The organism is Rhodococcus sp. AG1013 (assembly GCF_003350365.1).
In the GTDB taxonomy this organism is placed as follows: Bacteria; Actinomycetota; Actinomycetes; order Mycobacteriales; family Mycobacteriaceae; genus Prescottella.
Genome location: NZ_QQAT01000009.1, coordinates 59,684 through 76,055 on the forward strand (window position 1 = coordinate 59,684; position 16,372 = coordinate 76,055).

Below are 16,372 nucleotides of genomic sequence, written 5' to 3' on the forward strand. Positions count from 1 at the left end.
CGCCGCGAGCGGAGGTCGGATGGCACGCAGGAACGATCGGCAACCGCCCGCTCCGACGAACCGGTCGGACTGGGCGATCCCACGCGGCCTGATCGTTCTCCTCGCCATCGCCGGCGGCGTCGTCGCCGTGACCGGGATGAAGGCCTTCTCCGGCGTGCTGGGCCCGGTGTTCCTCGCACTGATGCTGACGGTCGGCGTCCAGCCCATTCAGGAGTGGGTGCGCCATCGGGGCTGGCCACGCTGGATCGGGATGCTCGGCGCCCTGGTCGCGGTGTACGCGATCCTGCTCGGTCTCGTGGGAGCGCTCGCGATCTCGGTCGCGCAGCTCGCGACGCTCCTCCCGCAGTACTCCGACGACGCACAGCAGCTGCTCGACCAGGTCGAGCAGCGGTTGGAACAGCACGGCATCGGATCGGACCAGATCCAGAACGCGCTGTCGGGCATCGACTTCGGTAAGGCGGTCGGCTACGCGGAGGCTCTCGTCTCGGGCCTGCTGGGCGTGTTCTCGAACCTGTTCTTCATCCTCGCGCTGCTGCTGTTCATGGCATTCGACGGTATGTCGATGCACGATCGGCTGGCCGTCGTCGCCCGGTACCGGCCCGAAATCGCTTATGCCATCGAAACGTTCGCTTCGGGAACCCGCAGCTATCTCATCGTGTCGACGGTGTTCGGGTTGATCGTCGCGGTGATCGACGGCCTCGCGTTGTGGTGGCTCGGCATTCCGCTCCCCATCCTGTGGGCCCTGCTGTCGTTCATCACGAACTACATCCCGAACATCGGGTTCGTGCTGGGACTGATACCGCCCGCACTGCTCGGTCTGCTCGAGGGCGGACCGAAACTCGCGATCATCGTGATCATCGCCTACAGCGTCATCAACGTCGTCATCCAATCGGTGATCCAGCCCAAGTTCGTCGGCGACGCCGTCGGGCTGTCGGTGACGACCACGTTCCTCGCCCTCGTGTTCTGGGGGTGGGTGCTCGGCCCGCTCGGCGCGCTGCTGGCGATTCCGATGTCGCTGTTGGTGAAGGCGTTCTTCATCGACATCGACCCGTCGACGCGCTGGGCCGATGTGTTCATCAAGGGCGCCCGGGAGGTCGAGCGGCCGCCACCGGAGGAACCCCGGAGTCCGTGAACCGTCGGACGTCCTGTCGGCCCGCCCGACCTGGCACACTCTTCGCATGGGTTATCCGCAGGACGCGCTGGCGGCGGACGAGGAGCTGGTGCTGCACCGGCATCCGCACTGGAAGATGCTCGTCGCCCCGGCCCTGATCTTCATCCTGGTCACCGCGATCGCGGGCTTCGCGGCGGGGATCGCACAGTCGCAGCTGAGTGGCGGCGCGGTGACCGTGGTGCTCCTCGTGATCGCCGCGGTGTGGCTCGCCGTCGTCGGATGGCGCGTTCTCGTCCCGGTGCTGCGGTGGAACTCGACGCACTTCATCGTCACCGACCGCCGGGTGATGATTCGGCACGGCGTGATGACCCACACCGGAATCGACATCCCGATGAACCGAATCAGCAACGTGCAGTTCCGTCACGGCCTGGTCGACCGAATGCTGCGGACCGGAACCCTCGTCATCGTCTCGTCGTCCGACGATCCGCTCGAATTCGACGACATTCCGGAGGTGCAGAAGGTGCATTCGCGGCTGTACCACCAGGTATTCGATTCGACGTCCATGCATCGGGACGAGTACCGGGACGACCGTCACCCGGGGCCGGGACGGGCGCCGGACGACTCCGGAGACGACGGCCGGAATTTCCGGAAAGGCTGGTAATGGAACCGCGCCGGCTAAACCGACCGTAGGCTGTCGTCGTGACCGCTGTACTACTTGCCGAAGATGACGAGGCCATCGCTGCGCCGCTGTCGCGTGCACTCGGACGTGAGGGCTACACCGTCACGATCGAACAGACCGGGCCGTCCGCGCTCGATCGTGCGCTCACCGGTGACTTCGAGCTCCTCATCCTCGACCTCGGTCTACCCGGAATGGACGGACTCGAGGTGTGCCGCCAGCTGCGTGCGCACAGCCTCGATCTCGCCGTGCTCATGCTGACCGCGCGCACCGACGAGGTGGACTTCGTGGTCGGTCTGGACGCCGGCGCCGACGACTACGTCGGCAAACCGTTCCGTCTCGCCGAGCTGATGGCACGGGTTCGGGCCCTGCTCCGCCGCAGTGGCAGCGGGGAGGACGTGGCCGTCGAGGTGGCCGGTATCCGCCTCGAGCCCGCGGCCCGGCGAGTGCTCGTCAACGGGTCCGAGGTCGCGCTCGCCAACAAGGAATACGAGCTGCTGCGTGTGCTGCTCGAACATGCCGGTCAGGTCGTCTCGCGCGACACGATCCTGCGCGAGGTGTGGGGCGACGTCGAACTGCGCGGATCGAAGACGCTCGACATGCACATGTCCTGGCTGCGCCGAAAGATCGGTGACGAGGGAGCGGGCGCCGATCGCCGGATCGCGACCGTGCGTGGCGTCGGCTTCCGCATCAACACCGACTAGGTTTCCCGCGCCGTGCGCCGCAGAATCCTGCAATCGATCCTCGCCGTCGTCATCTTCACGGGGCTGCTGCTCGGTGTTCCACTGATCTATACCGCGTGGCTGTGGGTGGAGGACTTCACTCGCAGCGACCTGCAGGGTCGGCTCGACCGAATGGCCGCCGAGATCATCGTGCAGGAGGGTGCCTCCGGCGTCGTCGAAGGCGGACTCGACACGACGGGGCTGCGGCTGGTCGTGCCGGAGGGCGGCAAACTCGTGGTCGTATACCCGACACCGGAGGAGGGGGCGTCGCGACTCGACATCGGCGCGGAATCGGTGCCGTCACCGCTCGTCGAATCCCTCTCGATGGGGACGTCCGGGTCGCTGCGCCTCGAGGTGCCGTCGGATCGGATGCGGACCCTGCAGCGTCAGGCGGTCGGTGCGGTGACCCTGCTGGTGCTCGCGTCGATCGGCGCCGGAGCGGGCGTGGCCGTCGTGACCGCGAAACGTCTCGCCGATCCGCTCAAGGACGTCGCCGACCGCGCCGCCCGGCTCGCGGAGGGCGACTTCCGGCCCGACTCCCGGCGTCACGGGATCCCCGAACTGGACCGCGTGTCCGACGTGCTCGACTCGGCGACGGTCGAGATCGCCGGGCGCCTGCAGCGCGAGCACGCGCTCGTCGGCGACGTCTCCCACCAGTTGCGCAGCCGCCTCACCGCCGTGCGACTGCGGCTCGACGAGCTGTCCGGGCACCCCGACCCGGCGGTGGTCCACGAGGCCGAGGAAGCGATGGCGCAGGTCGACCGGCTCACCGTCGCGGTGGACGATCTCGTGCGGTCCTCGCGGGCCAGCGGTGCCGCGGACCGGGAGCCGGTGTCGGTGGTGGGGGAGCTCGCGAGCGTCGTCGCCGACTGGCAGGGGCCGTTCAAGGACGCGGGCCGGGTGCTGCGGTTGCGCGGCGAGCCGCGGTTGACGTCGTCGGCGACCGGATCGCGCCTCCGGGAGGCGGTGTCCGTGCTGATCGACAACGCCCTCCAGCACGGCGCAGGCACCTGCACGGTGTCGGTGCGTCTGGTGTCCGGCCCGGTGGGCCGCGAAGCCGGCAAGGACTCGCGGGTGTGCGTCGAGGTGTCGGACGAGGGGGAGGGCGTGAGCGACGAGCTGGCGCCGCACATCTTCGACCGGGGCTTCTCGGGTGCCGGGTCCACCGGCGTCGGACTGGCGCTGGCGCGGGCCCTCGTGGAGGCGGACGGCGGCCGCCTGGAACTGCAGCGCCGACGGCCCGCCCTGTTCGCGGTGTTCCTCGCCCCGGTCAAGGACGATGCGCCGACCCGGGTGGTCGGGATCCACGAACCGCGCTAGGGGCGGGCGGGGTCCTCGCCTGCGAGTTCGATCGGCTCCGGCTGCGCGATCGCCTCGTGCTCGGTCGTCGCCGCGATCGCTGTGTTCTCGGTGTTCGCTGTGTTCACTGTGTTCTCCTCGGGGAACACCCACCGCCGGAACGACCAGAACCGGAACACCATCTGGAGCAGGTTGCCGATGATGTAGTTCAGCACGAAGTCGACCACCACCAGCGCACCGAAACTCATGGACGTCCGGATGTCGAAGACGTTGTTCGCGATCCACAGCGGTGCCGCCGCGATGAGGACACCGATGCCGCTGATCGTGAAGAAGAGCAGCGCCTCGTGATGGCGCTCGCGCCCGCCGCGATGCTTGAACGACCACTCGCGGTTGAGGACGTAGCTCAGGATGGTCGCGACCACGCCGGAGAGGACCTTCGCGACCACGGGCTTCTGCTCGAGGATCGTGAGGCTCAGGGAGTAGAAGATGGCGAGGTCGACCACCATGGTCGTGCCGCCGACGATTGCGAACTTGATCAATTCGTGGTGGCGAAGAACGATGGCTCTGAACGGCTGTGGAACTCGGCTCATCGCCGCGTCGACGAAAGACACAACATCGTATTCTACGAACCCGGGATCTCGATCGATGCAGCGGATCGTCCATTATCAGGTTCTTCACAGGTTGACACCGTCGATGACCTCGGAAGAACCGGTCCGAGGTGAACGTGACACCATGGTGTGTCGTGACCGGCAAATCTGATTCCGAACCTCGCCCCGCGCCTCCTCGCGATCTCCCCAGCGGTATGCCCGTGGTGACGATGATCGGTGGTGGCCAGCTCGCGCGCATGACCCACCAGGCCGCGATCGAGCTGGGACAGACGCTGCGGGTGCTCGCGGGCAGCATCGACGAGCCCGCCGCTCAGGTCAGCCCCGACGTCGTCCTGGGCAGCCACACCGACCTCGCGGCTCTGCGTAAGGCAGCGCTCGGCTCGAACGCGCTGACGTTCGACCACGAGCACGTCCCCACCGAGCACCTCGACGTGCTGGTGGCCGAGGGCGTCAACGTGCAGCCGCCGCCGCAGGCGCTCGTGTATGCGCAGGACAAGTTGGCGATGCGTCGCAAGCTCAGCGAGATGGGCGCCCCGGTCCCGGCCTTCGCCGCGGTCACCTGGGCCGAGGACGTGGTCCGCTTCGGTGCCGAGCACGGCTGGCCCATCGTCCTCAAGGCTGTGCGCGGCGGCTACGACGGCCGTGGCGTCTGGATCACCGACGACTCCGACGAGGCCGAGGCCATCGTCACCGAGCAGCTCGACAAGGGCGTCGAGCTCATGGTCGAGCAGGCCGTCGACTTCACCCGTGAGCTGTCCGCGATGGTCGCGCGTTCGCCGTTCGGGCAGGGCGCGTCGTGGCCCGTCGTCGAGACGGTGCAGTTGAACGGACAGTGCGCTGTCGTCCTCGCGCCCGCGCCCCAGCTGTCGGGCGAGCGAGCGTCCGAGGCCGAGCAGCTCGCGCTGCGGATCGCTGCCGAGCTGGGCGTCGTCGGATCGATGGCGGTGGAGCTGTTCGAGACCACCGACGGCCGGCTCGTCGTGAACGAGCTTGCGATGCGCCCCCACAACTCGGGTCACTGGACCCAGGACGGTGCGCGGACGTCGCAGTTCGAGCAGCACCTGCGCGCGGTCCTCGACTACCCGCTCGGTGACACGTCGCCCCTCGCCCCGGTCACGGTTATGGCGAACGTCTTGGGGGCACCGACTGCGCCCGTCATGAGCATGGACGAGCGTCTGCACCACCTGTTCGCACGGATGCCCGACGCGAAGGTGCACCTGTACGGCAAGGGTGAGCGCAAGGACCGCAAGATCGGGCACGTCAACGTGCTCGGCGGGGCCGACGGTTCGCCGGACGACCCGCAGTACGTGGCGGCCGTGCGCGAGCGCGCGCAGCGGGCGGCGCACTGGCTGTCGCACGCCGAATGGACTGACGGGTGGGATGAACATGGGCGGGAATGACACTGTTCGGAACGAGCACGGGAGCGACACGAAGTGACTGAATCGAACGGGCCCGCAGTCGGGCTGATCATGGGCAGCGACTCGGACTGGCCGACGATGGAGGCCGCCGCCGAGGCGCTTGCCGAGTTCGGTGTCCGGTTCGAGGTGGGTGTCGTGTCCGCGCACCGCACGCCGCAGCGCATGCTCGACTACGCCCGCGACGCCGCAGCTCGGGGACTCAAAGTCATCATCGCGGGCGCCGGCGGTGCCGCGCACCTGCCGGGCATGGTCGCGTCGGCCACCCCGCTGCCGGTGATCGGCGTGCCCGTCCCGCTGAAGTACCTCGACGGCATGGATTCGCTGCTGTCGATCGTGCAGATGCCCGCGGGCGTCCCGGTCGCGACCGTCTCGATCGGCGGCGCGCGCAACGCGGGCCTGCTGGCCGCACGCATCCTCGGTGCGTCGGATCCGGCCCTGCAGCAGCGGATGGCCGCCTTCCAGGCCGGTCTCGAGCAGATGGTCCTGGAGAAGGACGAGGCGCTGCGCGCCAAGCTGCTCGGCTGACCGGTTCGATCCGGGTTCTAGGCTGACGGCATGGCCCGGTTCCCCCTGAGCGAGCGCTGGTATCGCTGGAGCGCCGCCCACGCGGTCGGAATCGACCGCGTGGAGGCGGTGCTCCTCACGTTGGTGTGCCTGCCGAACGCGCTCATCGACGGCAACGCCGTCAGCGTCGCGGTGACCCTCGGGATGACGCTGCCGCTGGCGTGGCGTCGGTCGCGGACCGTGATCTCGGGCTTCGTCGTCGCGGCATTCGCGGTCGCGCACCTGGTGCTGATCCCGGACACGTTGCTGCCGAGCGCATTCGCGGTGCCGGTCGCGCTGTACGCGTTCGCGGCGTACACGCCGCGGTGGAGCAGCTACACGGCGCTGGCGATCGCGATCCTGGGCGCCGCGGCGGCCGGGGCCGAGTACTTCGCGTACGAGGGACGCGGCTGGGAACAGGCCGTGATCACCGCGATGTTCCTCATCGTGTTCGTCCTCGCGGTGTGGGCGTTCGGCGACCTGCGGCGGGTGCGCATCCAGGAACTCGAGGGCCTCGCCGAGCGGGCGCGACTGCTGGAACTCGAACGCGCCCAGGAGGCGGAACTCGCGGCCGTCAACGAGCGCACCCGCATCGCCCGCGAGATGCACGACATCGTCGCGCACTCGCTCACCGTCGTCATCGCGCAGGCCGACGGCGGCCGCTACGGCGCCGCGCAGGATCCGCAGGCCGCGATCGATGCGCTCGAAACCATCTCGTCGACGGGCCGGCAGGCGCTCACCGACATGCGGGCGCTGCTGTCGGTGCTGCGCGAGGATCGGCCCCGCGAGTTCGCGGCCATGCCCGGCGCCGGTGACATCGGGGGATTGGTCGCCGAGCTGCAGCGTGGCGGACTCGACGTCGACCTGCACGTGACGGGCGAGCCGCGCGAGTTGTCGACCGGCACGGGTCTGACGGCCTACCGCATCGTCCAGGAGTCCCTCACCAACGTCCTCAAGCACGCCGGGCCGGGGGCGGTGGCGCGCGTCGAGGTGAACTGGGGTGGCGACGAACTCGAACTCGTCGTCGACGACGACGGCCGTGGCGGCGCGGCGGCCCTGATCGACGCGTCCCCGGGCGGGCAGGGCGTCATCGGCATGACCGAACGCGCCAAGCTGCACGGCGGCAAGCTCGTCGCGGGCCCGGTCCCGGGCGGCGGCTATCGGGTGCGCGGCCGTTTGCCGTACGTCGCGCCCTAGGCTGGTCGACATGGAAGAAACCGCCACGCAGCCGATCCGCGTCGCCCTCGTCGACGATCAGCAACTGGTGCGGGCGGGGTTTCGGATGGTGATCGATTCGCAGCCGGACCTGACAGTGGTGATGGAGGCGTCCGACGGTGCCCGCGGCGTCGACGAGCTGGCGCGCACCCCCGCCGACGTCGTGCTGATGGACGTGCAGATGCCGATCATGGACGGCATCGAGGCCACCCGCCGGCTCACCGCGCAGGACGCGTCCCCGAAGGTGGTGGTGCTCACCACGTTCGAGAACGACGAGTACGTGATGTCGGCGATCAGCGCGGGCGCCAGCGGCTTCCTGCTCAAGGACGTCCCGCCGGAGCAACTGCTCGACGCGATCCGGACCGTGCACCGCGGCGACGCCGTCATCGAGGCGCGCTCCACCCGCAAGCTGTTGCAGCACGTCGGCCCGATGCTGGGCAATGCGGTACGGCCGTCGCTTCCGGACGACCTGACGCCCCGCGAGGTCGAGGTGCTCGAGGCGATGGCGCGCGGGCTGTCGAACTCGGAGATCGCCGAGAAGTTCGTGGTCTCCGAGGCGACCGTGAAAACCCATGTGGGACGGGTGCTGTCGAAGACCGGCTCGCGGGACCGGGTGCAGGCCGTGCTGTATGCGTTCCAGATCGGTCTCGTGCGGCCGCAGGATCTCCTGGGCTCCGACTGACGTCGGCCTGCGCGCCCATTCCTCAGGCCGCGGCGCGGATTCCCGCGCACACACTCGAGGAGTGGACATCCACGCCGTCAGCGCCGCGCGTGCCTGCGCCGTCGAACCACCTCGACCACCTCGTCCGCGACCCGCCCGGAGTCCTCGAGGACGTCGTACGCGGCGTACCGCAGCACCAGCCACCCCTGACGGACCAGCCAGTTCTGCCGTCGGCGGTCGGACCGGAACACCTCGGGCGCACTGTGGAACTCGCGGCCGTCGACCTCGACGACCACCCGCCCCGGTGCATCGACGAAGTCGCAGACGTACGGCCCGACGGCTTCGTTGGCGGCGAGCGGGCAGCGTCGAGCGTGGAACGCCCGTGCGAGGATCCGCTCGGGTTCGGACGCCGCGCGCACCGCGGCGACCCGCAGTTGCGCCACCGCCGCGGTGTTTCCCCAGCGCCCGGGGTGCGCAGTGCACAGGTCCCGCACGCGCTCCGGATTCACGGACCGGCACAGTTCGGCGTCGACGAGGGGCTCGAACTCGGGCGCGGGCATCACGGTCGCGCAGTCGACGAGTGCCTGCGTGGCCGACACCGTCGGCAGCGAACGGCGCTCGACGACCTCGGCCGGGTCCAGGACCCGGCGGTGGATCCGGAGCCACTCGGGGGCGCGGGCCCGGATGTTCGGCGGGACCGTCGCTTCGAGGATCTTCGGCTCGTCCGTCCACCCGTGCAGCCACGCCGCGGTGCGGTGGCTGAGGGTCGCGGTCGGCTGCCAGCGCGTCACCGCGCAGCAGAGTGCGAGCGTGGTCGGCTCGCCGGTCGCGTAGACCCGGGGGAGGACGCGCCGGTACCGGCCGGTGCGACAGCGGCTGCCGATCGTGCTCGGCGGCACCCCGGCGGCGGTCAACTCCTCGAACGTGTGGACTCCGAAGTGGTTCATGGCTGCAGCCTGGGGGCGCCCGGTGACGGAGTCGGCTACAGGCTCGGGCGCAGGAGTTCGCCTGTGGATCAGTTGGGCGCTGTGGACAGTTCGGCCTGAGCGCCCACTCCTCGGGCCGCAGCGCGGGATCCCGCGGCGATCGCGCAGGAGTGGGCTCTGGGGCTGACCCGGCGTCCTACTCCGGGATGACGCGATCCGCCGAGAGATCGCCCCGCGCTCCGATGTGGAAGGCCACTGACCAGCCATAACGTCGTAACCATGAGAACTGATGACCAGAAGGTGCGGGCGCGGGGCCTGACCAAGACCTACGGCGCCGGCGAGACCGCGGTGCACGCGCTGCGTGGCGTGGATGTGGACTTCGCGGCCGGGGCGTTCACCGCGATGATGGGGCCGTCGGGCTCGGGCAAGTCGACGCTGATGCACTGCCTGGCCGGACTGGACACGGCGACGTCGGGGACCGTGACGATCGGCGGCACCGAGATCACGGCGCTGGGCGACAAGGCGCTCACCGAACTCCGTCGCGAGCGGATCGGGTTCGTGTTCCAGGCGTTCAACCTGCTGCCGGTGCTCTCGGCGGAGGAGAACATGCTGCTACCGATGCGACTGGCGGGCCGGGTGCCCGAACCCAAATGGCGTGAGGAGGTGGTGCGCCGGCTCGGGCTGTCCGACCGGCTCGGACATCGCCCGCACGAGCTGTCCGGGGGTCAGCAGCAGCGCGTCGCCGTCGCGCGGGCGTTGCTGCCGCAGCCGGATGTCATCTTCGCGGACGAGCCCACCGGCAACCTCGACTCGCGGACCGGCGCCGAGGTGCTCGACCTGCTGCGGTCGAGTGTCCGCGAGACGGGGCAGACCGTGGTGATGGTGACGCACGACCCGGTGGCCGCGTCGTACGCCGATCGGGTGGTGCTGATCGCCGACGGCGGGATCGCCGGTGAGATCGACCGTCCCACGACCGATTCGGTGATCGAGACGATGCGCCTCCTCGGCGCCGACGACCTGAGTCGGGCGCGCTGATGCGGGGGCTGGCGTGGGCGCAGATGCGCGCACATGCGGGACGCTACCTCGCGTCGGTGCTGGCGGTCGTGATCGCCGTCGCGTTCATCGTGGCGACACTGACGCTGAATTCGACGTTGAAGGCGGGCGTGACGGATTCGCTTGCCGGGCAGTACGCGACGACGGACGTCGTGGTCAGCGGCAGCGACGACCTGGCGGCGATCCGGGCGGTGCCGGGTGTCCACGCGGTCACCGAGGACGTCTCGGCGAGCGTCAAGGTGCGCCGCGACGGGGAGGGCTCGTCGTTCGGGTCGGCGCAGTCGCTGTCCGACGATCCGGGACTGCGCTGGCAGACCCTGTCCGACGGGCGATTCCCCGAGGCGCCGGGCGAGATCGCCGTGGATGCGGGCTCGGGCGTGCCGATCGGGTCCGATCTGACCGTCACCACGCTGAGCTCCGAGGCGCAGATCAGCGACACCGCGAAGGTGGTCGGGCTGGTCGATCTGTCCGGCACGGCACAGCAGATGAACGGCACCACCGTCTTCGCGACGGTCGAGCAGCTCGACGCGTGGACGTCGGGCGGCGGGAACCGCGAGATCCGGATCGCCGGCGACGGCGTGATGTCGCAGCAGCAGCTCGCGGACCGGGTGCGCGGCGCGCTGCCCGCGGATGCGACGGTCGACACCGGTGTCCACCAGGCGGAACTGGCATCGCAGCAGTTCCTCGGCGATTCCGACCTCCTCGCGAGCGTCCTGCTGGCGTTCGGTGCCATCGCCGTCGTGGTCGCGGCGCTCGTGATCGCCAACACGTTCGCGGTGTTGCTGGCCGCGCGGACGCAGGAACTGGCGCTGCTGCGGTGCGTGGGCGCGACGGCGGCGCAGGTCCGCCGCAGTGTGCGGGTCGAGGCGGCCGGTGTCGGCGTGGCCGCGTCGGTCCTGGGCGTGATGCTGGGCGTCGGAACGGCGTGGCTCGTGGCCCGGATCGCGGCCGCGGCGGACGTCCCGATCCCGTTGCGCGGGTTGAGCGTGACGCCGGTGACGGTGATCGTCGGCGTGGTGGTGGGCGTCGTGATGACCCTGGCCGCGGCGTCGGCTCCCAGCCGTGCCGCGACCCGGGTCTCCCCGCTCGCGGCGCTGCAGCCGCTCGAATCGACGCCCGAACCCGTCGCGGTGTCACGGGCGCGCCGCGTCCTCGGGACGCTCGCGTTGATCGCGGGTGTCGGCATCCTCGCGCTGGGGGCCACCACCGGTCAGGTGCTGATCGCGTGCGTCGGCGGTCTGCTGACGTTCGTCGCGATCGTGATGCTGAGTCAGCGGATCGTCCCGGCGGTGATCTCTCGGGTCGGTGCGCTGCTGGGACGGTTCGGTGGGCCGGTGGGGCTGCTCGCCGCAGGCAACGCCGGCCGCAATCCGCGCCGGACCGCGGCGACCGCGACGGCCCTGCTGATCGGCGTCACGCTCACGAGCACGCTCGTCGTCGGCATCGCCGTGACGAAGGCCAGTGCGCCCGGCGCGGTCGACGACCAGTTCCCGGTGGACGTGAGCGTCGAGGCGGGTGGCAGCACCGGACTGCCCGGCGACCTGGCCGAGCGCATCCGCGGCCTCGAGGGTGTGGACGCGGTGGCCCCGCTCGGCACTGCCGACGTCTCCCTGCCCGACGGCCGGACGCTGCCGGTGGTCGGCGTGGACGTCGCGGCGGTCCGGGCGACCCTGCGCACCGACGTCGACCTGCCCGGTCCGCACCAGCTGCTGCTGTCGCCGGACGACCGGCTCGATCTGGGGCTCGACCTCGGCGAGACGGTGTCCCTCACGGGCAACGTCGGACGAAGCGAGCTGACGGTCGGCGCGTCCACGGGCCAGCCGGCCCTCACCGAGGCGCGCCTGCTCGCGGCCCTGTCGTCGCAGGTGACGACCGACCAGATGTGGATCCGGCTCGCCGACGGACTGAGCGACGACGAGCGCCGTGTGGTGCAGGACGAGATCACTGCGCTCGCGGAGCAACTGGCACCGGGAAGCGAGGTCGGTGGATCGCTGGCGATGCGCGCGACCCTCGACAGTGTCCTCGACACGCTGTTGCTGGTCGTGGCGGGACTGCTGTCGGTGGCCGTGGTGATCGCACTGATCGGCGTCGGCAACACGATGGCGCTGTCGGTGCTCGAGCGGCGCCGGGAGTCGGGCCTGCTGCGCGCCGTGGGGCTCACACGCGCGGGCCTGCGGTCGTTGCTGCTGTGGGAGGCGGTGCTGATCGCCGGGGTGGCGTCGGCGCTCGGTGTGGCGCTGGGCCTTGCGTTCGGCATCACCGGATCGGCGTCGGTGTTCGGCTTCGACGACCTCGTGCTGGGCACGCTGCCGTGGCCGACACTCGCGTTGATCGTGCTGGGTGGGGGAGCGGCCGGAGTGCTCGCCGCGATCCTGCCGGCGCGGCGGGCAGCGCGCACCGCGCCGGTGGCGGCGCTGGCCGGGTGACGACGCTAGCGTGAGGTGTGTGAGCACGACGCGAGGGGCCCGGGATCGGCAGACCATGCTGACCCGGGCCGCTCGCGGCAGTCGGACCTCGCGCCTCGTGACCGTCGTGGCCCTGCGGTACGCCCGGTTGTGGCGGGCCCGCATCGAATTCGACGACCGGTACGGGATCTTCGTGTGTTCGGGGATGCGGGGCGGATTCGGTCGCGGCGGCACCACGCTCGGCGGCGCCTACCTGACGCGAGGCAACACCGCCGATCGCGTGATCCGGCACGAGGCCGTCCACGCCGACCAGTGGGGTTGGCACGGCGCGGTTTTCGCGCTGATGTACCTGTGGGAGGAGATCCGTCATCCCGGCGCCCGCAATCGATACGAGATCGCGGCGGGACTCGAGGACGGCGGCTACGTCGCGAGCTGAGCGGTGACCTTCTCGGATTCGACGCGCCGCGTCATCGCCGCGTCGTCCGGATTCGACACCTGCACCAGCGACGCCCCGGCGGCGAGGACCGAGACCAGCCCCGCGATCAGGTCGTCGGTGGTCGCCCACGAACGGGTGGACAGGACCCGGTCCGAGCCGCTCACGTTCTGCGCGACGGCCACCGCCCGGGCCGCTGTCAGGACATCGTCGACACCGCGGCCGTCCAGCGCCGCGGACCCGGCACTGCCGGGACGGAACTGGTCGCCGTGCACACGCACCGCGGTCGCGTAGTCGGTGACGCCCACCGGCAGGTCGGGGACCGGACGGCCGAAGGCGTCCAGCGACAGCACCGCAACCTCGGGCGCATCGGCGACGTCGTCGAGTCGATCCGCCGTGACCAGGGCCGCGTCGGCGTCGGGATCGGCCTCCAGCGTCACCTCGAGCCCGGCCCACCACGCGCCGAGCAGGACGGCGGCGGTCTGCCAGTGCGCCGGCAGCAGCACCGAGACCCGCGCGCCGGGCATCAGCGTGAACTCGTCGCACAGGAAGTTGGCGGTCTTGGCCGCCCAGTTGGCCAGCGTGATCGCGGACAGCTCCACCCGCTCGCCGGTGGCGTCGTCGTAGTACGTGATCCGCGGGCCGGCCGGGTCGGTGGCCAGGATCGGTTCGAGCAGCGCGGTGGTCAGGTTGGGCACGGTGTTCCGATCTGTACTCGGTCGACGCAGTGGTGACCGCTCAATTTACGCAGTGGGGGCCGTTGTTGCCCGCGTCGATCGCGGGACCGGGTTCGACGGGGGTGGGCGAGGTGCCGGCGCTGGAAATGCCCGAGGATCCGGATCCGGAGCCCGACGAGGTTCCGGAGGGACCCTTGTAGTCGCCGGCGAGGACGACACGGACGGTGCCCGACGACAGCGACTTGTCGGTCTCGATCGGCAGGCCACCGAGAGTCACCGAGACGGCCTGGGCACCCTTGCTGTCCGACTTGTTCGCGAACACGGTGGATCGCGTCACGGACTTGCCCGTGTTGTTCCCGACCTCGCCGAGGCCGAAGCCCTTGCCGTCGAGGGTCGTTCCGACGCTCGAGGCGAGACCGCTGATGCTGCTGTCGTTGGAGACGTCGACGGTGACGGAGGACGGATCGATGTCGGGCATCTCGGTCGGGACGGCGGACGTGGTGCTCTGGTCGGACTTGTCCTCGGTGGGTTCCTCACCGACCAGTCCGGCGACGTACTTGCGGACGGCCTTGGGATCGACCTGCACGATCGACTCGCCGTAGTCGGTCATCGCGTTGATGTCGACGACGGGGATGGTCTCGAACTTGACCTTGCCGCCCGCGAGGTCCTTGAGCTGGGTGGCGAACTCGATGATGTCCCAGTCGGCGTCGAGCACCACCGACCGCTGCACCGCGGAACTGAGCTGGTTCAGCTTGCCGGGGTTGGTGAGGGTCTGCGCGCTCAGCACCTCGCGCACCAGCGAGGCCATGAACACCTGCTGGCGGACGATCCGGTCGAGGTCGCCGCGGGGCAGGTTGTGTCGCTGGCGGACGAAGCTCAGGGCATCGGAGCCGTCGAGTGTCTGGTCGCCGGCGGGGAACTTCGCACCCGAGAGCGGTTCGTCGACAGCCGCGTTGAGGCACACGTCGACCCCGCCGACCGCGTCGGTTAGCAGGACGAAGCCGAGCAGGCCGATCTCCGCGTAGTGGTCGACGGTGATGCCGGTCAGTTTCGCGACGGACTTGATGAGCGCTTCGCGGCCCGCCTGCGTCGATTCCTTCTCGGCGTCGGAATCGGATTCCCCGTCCTCGACCAGCTTCTGCCGCTCGGTTTCCTTGGTCGCGCCGTAAGCGGCGTTGATCTTCGACATCCCGATCCCGGGCACGTCCACGTACGCGTCGCGGGGAATGGAGATGGCGGTGGCCGAACTGCCGTCGTTGGGCACGCGCACCAGGACGATCGTGTCGGTGTTGGACGCGACCTCCTCGCCCGCACGCAGCGACTCGAGTTCGGATTGACTGAGCGGATTGCCGTGGGCATCGGTGCGGCTGTCGGTACCGACGAGCAGGATGTCGACGGCGCCGTCCTTGGTGCCGCCCAGTCCGAGATCGCCGATCGTCGAGAGGCTCGACCGCAGCGAGTCGACACTGCGCCAAGCGAATCCGGTGATCACGAGCACCAGCACCGCAGCGACCGCGATGGCGATCTGGATGCGCGAGACCGGGGCTGGCGGTCGCGGCACTTCCGATGCGGTGGGCTCCTGCGGCACCTGTGGCCCCTCCCTGAAGATCCTTGAAAATCCGAGCAGATCCGAACTGCATTCCGAATCGCAATCCGAGCAACTGCGCGATTACAACCGCTGTCAAGGCTACTGGTGTTCTGCGCGCAGCACGCGATACAGCTGTCCGGCGTGCCAGACTCGGAACCCGTGAAGAGGATTCTGGTGACCGGCGCACGCGGGCAGTTGGGTGGTCGCCTGCTGGCGTTACAGAACCTCGTCGACGTTCCGATCGTCGGAGTGGGTTCGGACGAGCTCGACATCACCGACCGCGGTGCCGTCGACGCCTGGGTGGAACCCGGTTCGGTGGTGGTGAACTGCGCGGCCTATACCGCCGTGGACGCGGCGGAGTCGGACGAGGAGACCGCCGCCGCGGTCAACGCGACCGGGCCGCGGAACCTGGCGTCGGCGTGTGCGCGTGCGGGGTCGCGGTTGATCCACGTCTCCACCGACTACGTCTTCGCGGGGGACCGTGCGGGGGACCGTGCCGTGCCGTACGAGACGGACGACCCCACCGATCCGCAGACGGTGTACGGCCGGAGCAAGCTCGCCGGCGAGCTTGCGATCCGCGAGGTGCTGCCCGACGCGCAGATCGTCCGGACGGCATGGGTGTACACGGGAGTCGGGAACGACTTCGTCGCGACGATGCTGCGGCTCGAGCGCGACCGCGACACCGTCCAGGTGGTCACGGACCAGGTGGGTTCGCCCACGTACTCCGCGGACCTCGCTGCCGGACTGCTCGAACTGGCCCGCACCGGCGGCGGGGGCGCGACCACGCTGCACGCGACCAACTCGGGTACCGCGACATGGTTCGACCTTGCCCGTGCCGTGTTCGAGGGGGTGGGCGCCGACCCCGCGCGGGTCCGGCCGTGCAGCAGCGCCGAGTTCGTGCGCCCCGCGCCGCGACCCGCCTACTCGGTGCTCTCGCCCGCGTCGTGGGTTGCAGCCGGTCTGACCCCGCTGCGGCCGTGGCAGGACGCGCTGGGCGACGCGCTGGCCCGGCTCGAATGAGGACGATGCGGGCTTTC

At 70.1% G+C, this 16,372-nt stretch carries 16 protein-coding genes; 12 read left to right on the forward strand and 4 right to left on the reverse strand.

Annotated elements, in window-relative coordinates:
* Positions 1-19 precede the first annotated feature (19 nt).
* The 4 genes from DEU38_RS13290 to DEU38_RS13305 are packed head-to-tail and all read left to right on the forward strand — an operon-like array spanning position 20 to position 3,829.
* Positions 20-1,132 carry an AI-2E family transporter gene (locus tag DEU38_RS13290; protein WP_114721886.1) on the forward strand — a complete coding sequence of 371 codons (1,113 nt, stop codon included), beginning with the start codon at positions 20-22 and terminating at the stop codon, positions 1,130-1,132.
* A 46-nt stretch (positions 1,133-1,178) separates the two neighbouring features.
* Complete coding sequence (locus DEU38_RS13295) at positions 1,179-1,772, forward strand: PH domain-containing protein (RefSeq protein ID WP_114721887.1); 594 nt, start codon at positions 1,179-1,181, stop codon at positions 1,770-1,772.
* A gap of 38 nt (positions 1,773-1,810) precedes the next feature.
* Positions 1,811-2,491, forward strand: a complete 681-nt coding sequence (locus tag DEU38_RS13300; RefSeq protein ID WP_114721888.1) for a response regulator transcription factor — start codon at positions 1,811-1,813, stop codon at positions 2,489-2,491.
* 12 nt (positions 2,492-2,503) lie between these two features.
* Positions 2,504-3,829, forward strand: a complete 1,326-nt coding sequence (locus DEU38_RS13305; protein ID WP_114721889.1) for a HAMP domain-containing sensor histidine kinase — start codon at positions 2,504-2,506, stop codon at positions 3,827-3,829.
* On the opposite strand, the gene DEU38_RS13310 is transcribed toward DEU38_RS13305, so the two are convergent.
* The gene (locus tag DEU38_RS13310; protein ID WP_114721890.1) at positions 3,826-4,419 is read right to left on the reverse strand and encodes a GtrA family protein; all 594 of its coding nucleotides are present in this window, start codon (positions 4,417-4,419) and stop codon (positions 3,826-3,828) included. The genes DEU38_RS13305 and DEU38_RS13310 overlap by 4 nt on opposite strands.
* 131 nt (positions 4,420-4,550) lie before the next feature.
* Between DEU38_RS13310 and DEU38_RS13315 the strand changes: the two genes are divergently transcribed.
* From DEU38_RS13315 to DEU38_RS13330, 4 genes are all read left to right on the forward strand, one after another.
* Positions 4,551-5,816, forward strand: a complete 1,266-nt coding sequence (locus tag DEU38_RS13315; RefSeq protein ID WP_114721891.1) for a 5-(carboxyamino)imidazole ribonucleotide synthase — start codon at positions 4,551-4,553, stop codon at positions 5,814-5,816.
* A gap of 69 nt (positions 5,817-5,885) precedes the next feature.
* Positions 5,886-6,359, forward strand: coding sequence for a 5-(carboxyamino)imidazole ribonucleotide mutase (purE, locus tag DEU38_RS13320; RefSeq protein WP_114721892.1), 474 nt, complete (start codon positions 5,886-5,888; stop codon positions 6,357-6,359).
* A gap of 30 nt (positions 6,360-6,389) precedes the next feature.
* On the forward strand, positions 6,390-7,574 hold the full coding sequence (locus DEU38_RS13325) for a sensor histidine kinase (protein WP_114721893.1): 1,185 nt from the start codon (positions 6,390-6,392) through the stop codon (positions 7,572-7,574).
* A 10-nt stretch (positions 7,575-7,584) separates the two neighbouring features.
* Complete coding sequence (locus tag DEU38_RS13330; RefSeq protein ID WP_114721894.1) at positions 7,585-8,274, forward strand: response regulator transcription factor; 690 nt, start codon at positions 7,585-7,587, stop codon at positions 8,272-8,274.
* 77 nt (positions 8,275-8,351) lie between these two features.
* On the opposite strand, the gene DEU38_RS13335 is transcribed toward DEU38_RS13330, so the two are convergent.
* Complete coding sequence (locus DEU38_RS13335) at positions 8,352-9,200, reverse strand: DUF559 domain-containing protein (protein WP_114721895.1); 849 nt, start codon at positions 9,198-9,200, stop codon at positions 8,352-8,354.
* A gap of 258 nt (positions 9,201-9,458) precedes the next feature.
* Here DEU38_RS13335 and DEU38_RS13340 point away from each other — a divergent pair, with 258 nt between their 5' ends.
* Genes DEU38_RS13340 through DEU38_RS13350 form a run of 3 tightly spaced genes read left to right on the forward strand, consistent with a single transcriptional unit; the run spans position 9,459 to position 13,073 of the window.
* Positions 9,459-10,214, forward strand: a complete 756-nt coding sequence (locus DEU38_RS13340; RefSeq protein WP_114721896.1) for an ABC transporter ATP-binding protein — start codon at positions 9,459-9,461, stop codon at positions 10,212-10,214.
* Between the two features lie 23 nt (positions 10,215-10,237).
* Positions 10,238-12,658, forward strand: coding sequence for an FtsX-like permease family protein (locus DEU38_RS13345; protein WP_258557876.1), 2,421 nt, complete (start codon positions 10,238-10,240; stop codon positions 12,656-12,658).
* 55 nt (positions 12,659-12,713) lie between these two features.
* A complete protein-coding gene (locus DEU38_RS13350; protein WP_114721898.1) occupies positions 12,714-13,073 on the forward strand; it encodes a hypothetical protein in 360 nt (119 codons plus the stop codon).
* Here DEU38_RS13350 and DEU38_RS13355 read toward each other — a convergent pair.
* Positions 13,058-13,768, reverse strand: a complete 711-nt coding sequence (locus tag DEU38_RS13355) for a TIGR03089 family protein (protein ID WP_114721899.1) — start codon at positions 13,766-13,768, stop codon at positions 13,058-13,060. The two genes, DEU38_RS13350 and DEU38_RS13355, sit on opposite strands and share 16 nt — an antisense overlap.
* Positions 13,769-13,808: 40 nt before the next feature.
* Positions 13,809-15,308 carry an LCP family protein gene (locus DEU38_RS13360; RefSeq protein ID WP_114722004.1) on the reverse strand — a complete coding sequence of 500 codons (1,500 nt, stop codon included), beginning with the start codon at positions 15,306-15,308 and terminating at the stop codon, positions 13,809-13,811.
* A gap of 186 nt (positions 15,309-15,494) precedes the next feature.
* Between DEU38_RS13360 and rfbD the strand changes: the two genes are divergently transcribed.
* Positions 15,495-16,355 carry a dTDP-4-dehydrorhamnose reductase gene (gene rfbD, locus DEU38_RS13365; RefSeq protein WP_114722005.1) on the forward strand — a complete coding sequence of 287 codons (861 nt, stop codon included), beginning with the start codon at positions 15,495-15,497 and terminating at the stop codon, positions 16,353-16,355.
* The last annotated feature ends 17 nt before the right edge of the window (positions 16,356-16,372 follow it).